Raw genomic sequence first — 10,044 nt, forward strand, 5'->3', positions numbered from 1 at the left:
TTTCTAAAACAACAGTATTTTTACGGAAAAGTAAGAATTCTATGAAATGCCTTATTACGGGAGCGGCGGGATTTGTAGGCAGTTACCTACTGAAGGAGCTGAAAGAATCTTATACCGATTTTTTAGGGATTGGAATTCAACCGGGCCCCGATATTGGAAATGATCCTGAACTTCCTCAATCGTATCGATTCGTCGTCTGTGATATACGAAATCTAGACCAGGTTCATTCCGTCATTCATGAGTTTTCACCAAACACAGTCTTTCATCTTGCTGCACAACCCTTTGTTCCTAGAGCGGTAGAGGATCCGGGTGAAACGTTAGAAATCAACGTGCAAGGAACGTTGAATCTGTTAGAATCTCTGCGTTCCTTGAAAAAGAGAGTTCGTTTTATTTACATTTCCTCTTCCGATGTGTATGGAAACGTTCCGGAATCTTGTCTGCCCGTTCAAGAGTCCGTTGTTCCGGCCCCGCTGAATCCGTATTCTTCCTCGAAGTTTTGTGCGGAAATTTATTGCCTGCAATATCACCGATGGATTCCCGAACTTGAAGTTGTGATTGCTAGACCATTTAATCATACGGGTCCAAAACAAAATTCTAATTTTGTGGTTCCTAATTTTTGTTTTCAGGTTTTAGAAGCTCTGAAACGTCCTGAATCCGAAAGAAAAATTTTAGTCGGGGATTTATCGTCTACAAGAGATTTTTTGGATGTAAGAGACGTTGTGCGTGCGTATCGAATCCTTTCCGAAAAAGGAAAACCCGGAGAAATTTACAATATTTGTTCGGGTAAAGAAATTCTAATTCGAGACGTTTTGGATAAAGTTATTTCCGCTTCCGGTCGGAAGATTCCGGTGGAAGTGGATTCTTCTCGTTTTCGTCCTGTGGAAATGAAACGCCTTTTCGGAAACAAAGATAAACTTCAAAAACTAGGTTGGGTACCTAATTTCGATTTATCGGATACGATTCAAGACGTTTATCATTGGTATCGAACGATCTGAAATACTGCCTCTCATTTGTAAATTGAATTTACAGTTATTAGCCGAATTCTCCATTTACTTCTGCGTTTTGTTTTTATACACAGAGTCTGTTCCAAAACCTTAAAGAAATCCGCTACAATCATTCAACAAGTTCGTGATAAAACACAAAAGTTCCCACGTTTTAGATGTCAGTTTTAGTTGATAGTGTAGCGTTCTAGAAAAATTGTCAGGAAGAGGTAATAGGTTATTTTATTCTTCATTGCGCTTCTTGAATCCTGATTTAGGACTTTATAAGAAGTTAATGTAAAGTGCTATCCATTCCAAAAACGTTGTAAGTCGGATAAGTTTTTAGATAAAAAATAAATTCTCTTCTATATCCTATAAGATTGATTTTCTACCTTTTGTAAAATTATGTTTTATTTCTTTTTTCAAAAGAGTTGTTGAAAAATTAATCCTCTGTCCGTTTCTGCTTCATTGAAATGGGCATTTGAAGCGGTTTTGTTAAACTGAATCATGGAATTTTTCAACAACTCTAATATTTTGAAACACTGGATAACGATTCGTAAAATCTAAATCGAAAATCGGATTATAAAATTTTAAAGTACTGAGCCTTTCCAAGTTTTAACGCCGCTTCCTTCGATTGGGAACGGATTACCCAGATATTTCGGATTCGTCTTGAATAAATTCATGTCGATCCAGGCAAGGGTTCTTGCGAAAAATTCTCTGAATCGACTGAAGGGTCCACTTGTATAAATTTTTCGATCCGATTCGAAAGCTTGAAATCTAAGACCGATTTTATTCGCAAGAAAAGCGGCCCGAGGTTGATATACTTTCTGACTAACAAAGATCAGATCTTTTATCTGAAAAATTTCTTTTGCACGAACCAATGTGTCTAACGTTCTAAAGCCTGCATGATCGACAAATATATCCTTTTCGTTCACTTCGTTTTTAAGAATGTAAAGCAACATCGGTTTTACTTCGTTATAGTAAATCGAACCGTTATCTCCCGAGAGGAGAATCTTTTTTACTTTTCCCTGATGATACAGTTCCAGAGCACAGTCCAACCGATCTTTTAAAATGGCGGAAGGTTCGTTTTTGTAGACTGAAGCCCCGGGAACTATGGCTACTGTGGCGAATCTTGCGGATCTGTGATTCTGAAATTTCTCCGTGCGAAAATATAACTCTTCGAAACTGAAATCGATCGCGATCGGGGGCGCTGCAATGACGCAAAAGACGAAAAGACTTCGGATATAAAATTTGGATTTTTTGAGAAAACTTAAGTCAAACACAGGATTGAAAATCTGGCAAAATCAAGAAGCTTTTTTTGATAGGCTACAAGACAAATTTCAAAGGAGAAAATTCTTTTTTTCTTTTCAACGGCTTTGAGCGGAAAAAATCTTCGAAATAGGAAATAAACTTTTGAACCACGGGTCCTATTGATTGAGTAGAAATCTCATGAAATTCCTGAATTCATTTGTCAAAATTACCGTTGCCGGTTGTTTTTTCGCTCCTATGGTCATTTTTTCCCAGGAATTGATGGGGCTTCGTTCCGGCGTGGATTCTAATCTTCCTCCGGGTCGACAATTGGCGCCGATTCGCCAATTGAGAAGTTTCGGTTTGGTGTTCGGAAACGTAGACACGATGAGAGAAAGATTTGCTCTTTCCGAAAAGCAATTGGATGAGATCTCGAAGATCAATGAGAAATATAAACAAGAACATTTTAAATGGCTTCAAAAAATTTCACCGATTGAAATCGAACTTGAAGGGCTTTTAATGGAGTCTAACGTTGATCTCACGAAAATTAGAAAGCTTCTCGTCGAGATTGGAAGATATACCGCTGAAATTCGGATCAATCAAATTTCGCATCGTCTTGCTATCGAAAAAGTACTTACTCAGGATCAAAAATCCAAAATTAAAGAACCTTCTACTCGTTCGGAGCCCGGATTCCCCGTGAATCTTTTTTCTCCGGAAAGAATTATCCTTCCCATTCAAGGGATCTTACACTGAGGTATTCATGGACCAAAAAGAATTTACCGAGTTAATCGATTCGACCAAACATATCGTACTTTCGGCGATTAAAAAGAATTTATTCGACGAATTTCACGATTCCATCGATGACGTAGTTCAGGAAACTTATTTTCGTGCGTACAAAAGTCTTTCCGCAAATAAGTTCCGTGGAGATTCTTCCGTAAGCACTTGGCTTTATACGATCGCAAGAAACGAGTCTTTAAGAATGAATCAAAAAAGATCGAGACAAACTGCGCTTGCGAGCAAGTTGAAAGAGAAAGTGATCTTGGACAATTCCCTCCAGGAAAAAGAAGCCGTATCGGTCGGCTTTACCGATTTTGAATTAAAAGATCTTTTAGCCATACTTCCATGGAAGTATAAATCGGTGTTGAGTCTTGTAGGTGAAGGATATAAGGAACAACAGATCGCCGAAAAACTAAGTATCCCCGAAGGAACGGTAAAATCCCGAGCGTTTCGTGGAAAACAGATACTGAAAAAATTTTTCGTAGATAAGTAGGATTAAGTCAGCATGAAATCGAACAGATTCGAAAAAGAAATTTCGGACAGACTTTGTAGTAATGTTTGGAATTCTAGAATCTGCGACGCAGTTTACAAAAAACGCCGTTGGAGAACGATCCAATTAGCGTTGATTGCATTTTTATCCGCTTTCTTTTCCAGCTCTATGGTTTGGTTGATTTTTTTTGAAAATCAAAAAGCTGGGCTTGCTCGTAACGAACTTCATACTTGGATTCAAGAGCAGATTTATGGAGCGACTGTGGAAGCCGAATCTAAAGTGCAAAGTACAATCTATAAAGAAGAAAATACTGCGAGAAATGGCCCCGTTTTCTTGGATGTCGACACGTTGATCGAGGCTTCGTTGGACCGAAGATGATCAATTAGAAAATTTGAATATAAATTAAGTACTCAAAACTCAGATAAAGAGTCCGTCCCAAAACCTCAGAACTCCACGAGAATTTAACAATGATAAAGCCTGTTTGAAGTCTATAGAATCACCAAAGAGGCGTAATTGTGGTTCTATAGTGAACTAACGTTTCAATTTATATCTATTCCATTTCCGGTTTTGCGAGAGCCGTAAAAATTTTGGTCGGAAAGATTTTTTGAGGGAAAATCCAAAGTCGCCCGAAATCCCCATTAATTCCCGTCGGGGCAATTGGTTTAAGGGCGCATATTGGAAACATGTTTTGCTATGACGAAAGGAATTTTGATCTTGAATATGGTTCTTTGGAAATACGATTTAAAGCCGGTTTTTTTGGTCATAACGTCAAAATAGAACCTTTAGTCACATCAAGACCGAAGTATGGGGCGTGAATGAATTTGGTTTCCACTTGACCTATATTTCCCCCGGATAGACCCTTAATCTGGAATCATATCCATGGAAAAAGAAATCCGCAAACGATTAGATCGGGTTAAGGAGAAGGGGCATCAAAGATTAACGGTGCTTCTCATTCCTCACGGTTTTGATAAGTCATTTCATTTTCAAATTTCGGTTTTTACGATTTTCTTTTTGTTCAGTCTTTTGGTTACCATTTTGGGAATTGCGGTTTTCGGAATCGTAAAATATAACAATACGAGAAAACAAATCAACGCCTTAGCTCAAGTTTATGGAAAATACTTCGACGAATACATCGAATATTCAAAACAACTTGAAGGAGTTGAAGATGACTTTCTTGCGCTTACGGAGAATTTAGAGGAAATTTATTCTCTCATAGATGGGCATGGCGACGAGATGTTGAAACTTCCCGATGAGTCAGATATCGAAACAATTGCACTCGCAGAGCTGAAGACGGAGGAATCGGCGGATAAGGATCTCATGTTGGGTAGAAGTTATCTTTCCGAAATTTATGGATATCGCACCGCGCGAGTTTACATGGACAAACACCGCCCTTTAATGGATAGCATTTACGATTTTTTAAACCTCAGATATGACGTGATGGACGCGATTCCTTTCGGGGAACCTTTGTATTCTTATAATCTCACTTCTTACTTTGGAACTAGGCGATCGCCTACTACTGGTTATATGGAATATCACGACGGGATCGATCTCGCAAACGTTCCAGGAACTCCGATTTATGCGACCGGTAATGGAAGAATTCATCGAGTCGTCTATTCGAACCGCGGTTACGGAAATCATATCGTGATTCAACATGCAAATGGTTATTTTTCCCTCTTCGGGCATTGTACGAAGATATTCGTAAAAGACGGACAACAAGTTCGAAAAGGAAATCTGATCGCAACGGTCGGTTCCACGGGAAACGTAACTGGGCCGCATTTACACTACGAAGTATGGATTGGGGAATCCAATCGTACGGATCCTATAGAATACCTCAAAGTTCCCGTTTATTGATTTAGCCGGGGTCGAATATGTCCAAGAAAAAAAACGCTTATCAGAAAACTCTTTCGGAGAAAGAGGCGAAGAAAGTAATCGCAAAACTTGCCGATGAGATTCGGCATCATCAGTATTTATATTACGTAAAGAATCAACCGGAAATATCGGATTTTGACTTCGATCAGCTCTTCAAACGGCTTCAAGATTTGGAGGAAGAATTTCCGCAGTTTAAAGATTTGAATAGTCCGACTTTGGTGATCGGTTCCGATCTGGATAAGGATTTCGAAAAGTTCCAGCATAAACTTCCGGTCCTATCTCTCATCAATACCTACAACGACGACGAGTTATTGGATTGGGTTAATAAAACCGAACCGGATGGACTTTATTCCGTGGAATGGAAAATAGACGGAGCTTCCATCGTATTATATTATGAAAATGGAATGCTTAAAAACGGAGTCACTCGAGGTTCCGGAGGGATCGGAGACGACGTTACCGATAATATCCGGACGGTTCGTAATATTCCTCTTCGTCTATCGGAACCGATTACGGTTTATCTTAGAGGCGAAGTATTTATGACTTTCAAGGACTTCGAGGAATTCAACGAACTTTCTTCCGGTAAATATGCAAATCCCCGAAATTTATCTGCAGGGTCCATCAAACAAAAAAATTCTGCGGATACCGCAAAACGTCCTCTTCGGATTTTTACGTACGATGCAACCTTCCCGGGAGTCACAAAAAAATTCAAAACACATCAGGAAATTCTTTCCAAACTCGAAAAACTTACGTTTCCAGTTCCGCCTGACACAGTTTTTGTGAATGGATCGAAGATTGCAGAAACGGTCAAGGATTTTAAAAAGAAAAAGGATACTTTAGGATTTCCAACCGATGGACTTGTAATCAAACTTAACGACATTTCCAAAAGAGATGCGCAGGGTTATACTTCTCATTCTCCCCGATGGGCGAGGGCGTATAAATTCGACACAATAATGAAGGAAAGTAAGATCGTTGATATCACTTATGCGGTCGGCCGAACCGGAAAGATTACTCCAAGAGCCGAGATCGAGCCAGTGAATCTTGCGGGGACGACTGTTACGTTTGCGACTCTTCACAATCAAGATTATATAAATGAGCTCGGGGTGGGGATCGGAGCGATCGTAAGAGTTGCAAAACGTGGAGAAATCATTCCCGCTGTGGAAGAGGTAATTACTCCAGGCAAAGACGTCTTTAAGATTCCGGATTGTTGTCCTTCTTGTAAAACAAAAACGATCAAAAAAGAAAATTTAGTCGATCTGTTTTGTCCGAACCCGGATTGTCCTGATCGAGTGAAAAACGGAATCATCTTTTATTGTCAAAGAAAGCAGATGGATATCGAAGGGCTCGGTGATAAGCAGATCGAGTTCTTATACGATCACGGTTATATCCGATCCGTCGCTGACTTGTATAATCTGAAGGATCAGAAAGAGAAATTGATGGAGGAAGAAGGTTTTGGAGAGAAAAGTCTCGCCATTATTTTCAATGGGATTGAGCACTCCAAACAAAAGGATTTCCGTTTTTTACTTCCTTCGATCGGACTTCCGGAACTCGGCCACAAAGTAACGGAATTATTGATCGAGCATGGAATTGATTCCATGGATGAGATTCTTTCCATAGCCAAAGATAAAAAAAGAATCGAATCTCTTTTGGAAATTCCGGGTATCGGACCTTCCACGATTCGAGCGTTTGAAGAGAATTTTTCCGATAAACGGATCTTAAAACTGATTGATCGTCTTAAAGATGCGGGACTTAAGTTAAAAGCCGATCCAATAAAAGTCGCTGATCAACAACCGTTTGCAGGACAGTCTTGGTGTGTTACGGGCTCTTTCGAAAATTTTCAACCTAGAGACAAAGCAATGGATTTGGTTGTCTATTATGGAGGAAGGAAAGTCAGCGCCGTAAGTTCCAAAACTACTCATCTTTTGGCTGGCCCAGGTGCTGGATCTAAGTTAGAAAAAGCGAATGAACTCGGAATTGTGGTCTACAATGAGAAACAATTTCTAGATTTGTTGAAATCTTTGAAAATTCACTTTAAGAATCCGATTTAAAATTTACTAAATAGAATTTATTGGATGCCAAAAACAGATTTGTTCATTAAAAATCTGTCTCAAAACTTTAGAATACAGATATGTTTACAACCTCTTCTTGCGGAGACCGGCATTTGTATATTCGTGGAAATTACTCATCCCTACATAATAGAGTGTCCAAAATTCTACATCTAAACGGGAATTTGCGATTTCTCTTCTTGCATCGGTTTTCGGTATGAAACTGTCGAGTCTTGAAACTGTTGACTTGGGAACCATGACTAAGTTTTGAAAACTGGTTTATCCCGATGATGTCGTAACTTGTACCATGGAAGTAAAGAATAAGATACAAAAAATGAAAGTGGTAGAGATGAAAAGTCCTCTGGAATAATCAAAAAGGAGAGACAATTGGAAAGGATAAATGCAAAGTTCTCCCCCAGTTCGAATTCAGAATCCGTTGCGCACGATCAAAAGTAAAGTTTTCAAGGTAAATCTATGAATCCTGTTTTGTTAGGAATAAGCGATTCCGTTGCGTCCGACTTTTCGGAAGATTATAAAGAATGGTCGGGAGAAAGAAGAGTATTAGAACATTATAGAAAATCAATATATGATTTGCTTCAATTTCTGGAAATGAAGCCCGAAACACTCAAAGATATTCTTACCGATTTCGTCAGTATCGAACCGGCGTCTTTGGGAAAATCCGGCTACGGACATAGTGTTCGGATCGCTAACGAGCTTGGTTATACTGGATTTCGTTCTCATCTCGTAGATTTGGGAGGAGCGAGCGTAACGGGAGCGCTCGGGCAGGCAAAGAGTATCCTTCACTCCGATACGGAAGCAGTCGTATTGATCGCCGCCGCGGACGTTCCCAAGTCCACATTTAGACAAGTTTCTGACATGAAACGTTTGAACGAAACCGTTTGTCATCCTATATATGAACTTAGCTACGGAGCAACCTTGATTGCGATGTACGGACTTCTGATGAAAAGAATGATGTTTGAAAATGACATTACTCGGAAAGATCTCGAAACGATCACAAAACGATTCAGAACGAACGCGATAAATAATCCGAGAGCATATGTTTATCAGCAAGAAATCACGGACAAACAACTTTCCCGAACCATAGCAGATCCTTATTCTGCACCTATGATTGCGATCGTTACGGATCATGGGTTTGCGACGCTACTCATGTCAGAAAAAAAGGCGAAAAGGCTTCAATTACAGGGAAAGATTAAAAAAGGAATCGATCCTATGTACCTTATTGGAGTCGGTCACGCCGCGCATGCGGAGTACTTTATGTTGAAGGGAGACTTTGCAACTCCTGCGGGAAGGGCGAGTGATCTTGCGTTCGCATCCGCGGGGATCAAAAGGGAGGATATCGATTACGCTTGGGTTTATGATTGTTTTACGGGAATGGTGATTCTCCAGTCATCCGAATATTTTGGAATTTCTAAAAGAGACGCTATGGAACATTTAAAGAATGGAGAATTACGACTCAAAAGCGGAAAAAAAATCAAAATCAACGAGATGGGTGGAATTTTAAATTACCAAGCGGCTATGTCCATATCCGCGGCCACCGGTTTGATAGATGTTGCGGCACATTACGGATTGTATTCTCGATCGGTGTCGAATGTTCAAATAACTCGGCCAGGAAAATCTTTAGTTGGCGGTAACGGAGGAGTGGATAGTATTAATACGGTCGCTATTTTTTCCTCGACACGTTCCAAATTCAAACCGAAGAAAATAAAACCGAAACGCCTTTTCCTCAATCAAAACGAAGCCAAGAATAACGAAATCGGAACCGTTTATTCTTCAACTACTGTAAATATGAATCCGGGTTCCTTTACGAAAGTACCTTATTCGTTGGCTCTTGTAAAGATGAAAGCAGGGGGATATGTAATGGTTAACGTATTCGACTTCCAAGGAAAACTTTTAAAAACGGATCATATGTTGCAATTCGATTCTTCGGAATTAAAAATCGTAAATGAAAACGGTTTTTTGAAAGGAATTTTAATTTAGCCTGAAAGAAATTTCCAAAATGATAAGTCAGACAGTTCCCAAGACTCTGCAAAATTCAGGACTGGATCGATTTATGCATATAAAGGCCGAGAATATTCAAACAGGTCAGGTTCGAATTTTTAATGGTTCCGATCTGATTTTAATTCCTGATTCTTCCAATGAAAAAGAAGGAACTATGTTTCTTCAGGGAAAAAAGGTTGAAAACTGTCTAAATCTCAGAAAATATTCCACCTTCTTTGTAGTTTCTGATTTTGTCTCTAAAACAGGATTTCCCGATACGATTAAATTGCAAGAAGTCGGGCCGGACGGATCCGTTTTTGAAATTTCCGAAAGTAAGATCGATTGTTACCGAGTGATGGGAATATTTTTGGAATAAGAATCACTTTCTGCTGGATTCGAACTCATACAAAAATAGAATCCGTAATGAAGTATTTTTTCCTAGGGGAATTCAATCATGGTCCAGAAGAAAAAGACCAAAGTTCAGAAAGCGGCTCCTAAAAAAAATAAAGGTTCCGCAAATCCTTCGATAAAAAAGAATGATATCCGACTTTCGGATATGTTGGATCTTGCGGCAGAAGAATTCGTAAAAACGATCGAAATTATGGCTAAATTGACTTCTGGAAATCGTATGAAACTCAAG

At 39.4% G+C, this 10,044-nt stretch carries 10 protein-coding genes and 1 pseudogene (1 of these 11 running past the window's edge); 10 read left to right on the forward strand and 1 reads right to left on the reverse strand.

Annotated features, from left to right (window positions below; genetic code table 11):
• Positions 1 to 41: 41 nt before the first annotated feature.
• Positions 42 to 995, forward strand: coding sequence for a GDP-mannose 4,6-dehydratase (locus tag LEP1GSC062_RS05880; protein ID WP_010577591.1), 954 nt, complete (start codon positions 42 to 44; stop codon positions 993 to 995).
• A gap of 575 nt (positions 996 to 1,570) precedes the next feature.
• Here the strand turns inward: LEP1GSC062_RS05880 and LEP1GSC062_RS05885 are convergent.
• The gene (locus LEP1GSC062_RS05885; RefSeq protein WP_010577592.1) at positions 1,571 to 2,263 is read right to left on the reverse strand and encodes a SanA/YdcF family protein; all 693 of its coding nucleotides are present in this window, start codon (positions 2,261 to 2,263) and stop codon (positions 1,571 to 1,573) included.
• Positions 2,264 to 2,429: 166 nt separating this feature from the next.
• Between LEP1GSC062_RS05885 and LEP1GSC062_RS05890 the strand changes: the two genes are divergently transcribed.
• The 9 genes and pseudogenes from LEP1GSC062_RS05890 to LEP1GSC062_RS05925 all read left to right on the forward strand — a co-directional run.
• On the forward strand, positions 2,430 to 2,981 hold the full coding sequence (locus LEP1GSC062_RS05890; protein WP_010577593.1) for a Spy/CpxP family protein refolding chaperone: 552 nt from the start codon (positions 2,430 to 2,432) through the stop codon (positions 2,979 to 2,981).
• Between the two features lie 7 nt (positions 2,982 to 2,988).
• On the forward strand, positions 2,989 to 3,498 hold the full coding sequence (locus LEP1GSC062_RS05895; protein WP_010577594.1) for an RNA polymerase sigma factor: 510 nt from the start codon (positions 2,989 to 2,991) through the stop codon (positions 3,496 to 3,498).
• A gap of 12 nt (positions 3,499 to 3,510) precedes the next feature.
• A complete protein-coding gene (locus LEP1GSC062_RS05900; RefSeq protein WP_020983736.1) occupies positions 3,511 to 3,873 on the forward strand; it encodes a hypothetical protein in 363 nt (120 codons plus the stop codon).
• Positions 3,874 to 4,374: 501 nt separating this feature from the next.
• Positions 4,375 to 5,346 (forward strand): M23 family metallopeptidase, encoded by a 972-nt coding sequence (locus LEP1GSC062_RS05905; protein ID WP_020983722.1) that lies wholly within the window; start codon positions 4,375 to 4,377, stop codon positions 5,344 to 5,346.
• Between the two features lie 17 nt (positions 5,347 to 5,363).
• On the forward strand, positions 5,364 to 7,409 hold the full coding sequence (ligA, locus tag LEP1GSC062_RS05910; RefSeq protein ID WP_010577597.1) for an NAD-dependent DNA ligase LigA: 2,046 nt from the start codon (positions 5,364 to 5,366) through the stop codon (positions 7,407 to 7,409).
• 184 nt (positions 7,410 to 7,593) lie between these two features.
• Positions 7,594 to 7,876 (forward strand): annotated as a pseudogene (locus tag LEP1GSC062_RS24585) (hotdog family protein); the annotation flags it as partial.
• A 4-nt stretch (positions 7,877 to 7,880) separates the two neighbouring features.
• Positions 7,881 to 9,404, forward strand: coding sequence for a thiolase C-terminal domain-containing protein (locus LEP1GSC062_RS05915; protein ID WP_020983714.1), 1,524 nt, complete (start codon positions 7,881 to 7,883; stop codon positions 9,402 to 9,404).
• 19 nt (positions 9,405 to 9,423) lie between these two features.
• A complete protein-coding gene (locus LEP1GSC062_RS05920; RefSeq protein ID WP_010577598.1) occupies positions 9,424 to 9,780 on the forward strand; it encodes a hypothetical protein in 357 nt (118 codons plus the stop codon).
• A 78-nt stretch (positions 9,781 to 9,858) separates the two neighbouring features.
• Positions 9,859 to 10,044, forward strand: the 5' portion of a protein-coding gene (locus tag LEP1GSC062_RS05925) for a hypothetical protein (RefSeq protein ID WP_020983742.1). Its footprint extends 42 nt past the window's final position; 186 of the gene's 228 nt are visible here — the first part of the coding sequence; it begins with the start codon at positions 9,859 to 9,861; its stop codon lies beyond the right edge, outside the window.

The organism is Leptospira alexanderi serovar Manhao 3 str. L 60 (genome assembly GCF_000243815.2).
In the GTDB taxonomy this organism is placed as follows: domain Bacteria; phylum Spirochaetota; class Leptospiria; order Leptospirales; family Leptospiraceae; genus Leptospira; species Leptospira alexanderi.

What these genes read in the sequence shown, in the direction of transcription:
- LEP1GSC062_RS05905 (WP_020983722.1), top strand. Translation starts at nt 4,375, where the DNA reads ATGGAAAAAGAAATCCGCAAACGATTAGATCGGGTTAAGGAGAAGGGG.
- LEP1GSC062_RS05915 (WP_020983714.1), top strand. Translation starts at nt 7,881, where the DNA reads ATGAATCCTGTTTTGTTAGGAATAAGCGATTCCGTTGCGTCCGACTTT.
- LEP1GSC062_RS05895 (WP_010577594.1), top strand. Translation starts at nt 2,989, where the DNA reads ATGGACCAAAAAGAATTTACCGAGTTAATCGATTCGACCAAACATATC.
- LEP1GSC062_RS05900 (WP_020983736.1), top strand. Translation starts at nt 3,511, where the DNA reads ATGAAATCGAACAGATTCGAAAAAGAAATTTCGGACAGACTTTGTAGT.
- LEP1GSC062_RS05890 (WP_010577593.1), top strand. Translation starts at nt 2,430, where the DNA reads ATGAAATTCCTGAATTCATTTGTCAAAATTACCGTTGCCGGTTGTTTT.
- LEP1GSC062_RS05880 (WP_010577591.1), top strand. Translation starts at nt 42, where the DNA reads ATGAAATGCCTTATTACGGGAGCGGCGGGATTTGTAGGCAGTTACCTA.
- LEP1GSC062_RS05920 (WP_010577598.1), top strand. Translation starts at nt 9,424, where the DNA reads ATGATAAGTCAGACAGTTCCCAAGACTCTGCAAAATTCAGGACTGGAT.
- ligA (WP_010577597.1), top strand. Translation starts at nt 5,364, where the DNA reads ATGTCCAAGAAAAAAAACGCTTATCAGAAAACTCTTTCGGAGAAAGAG.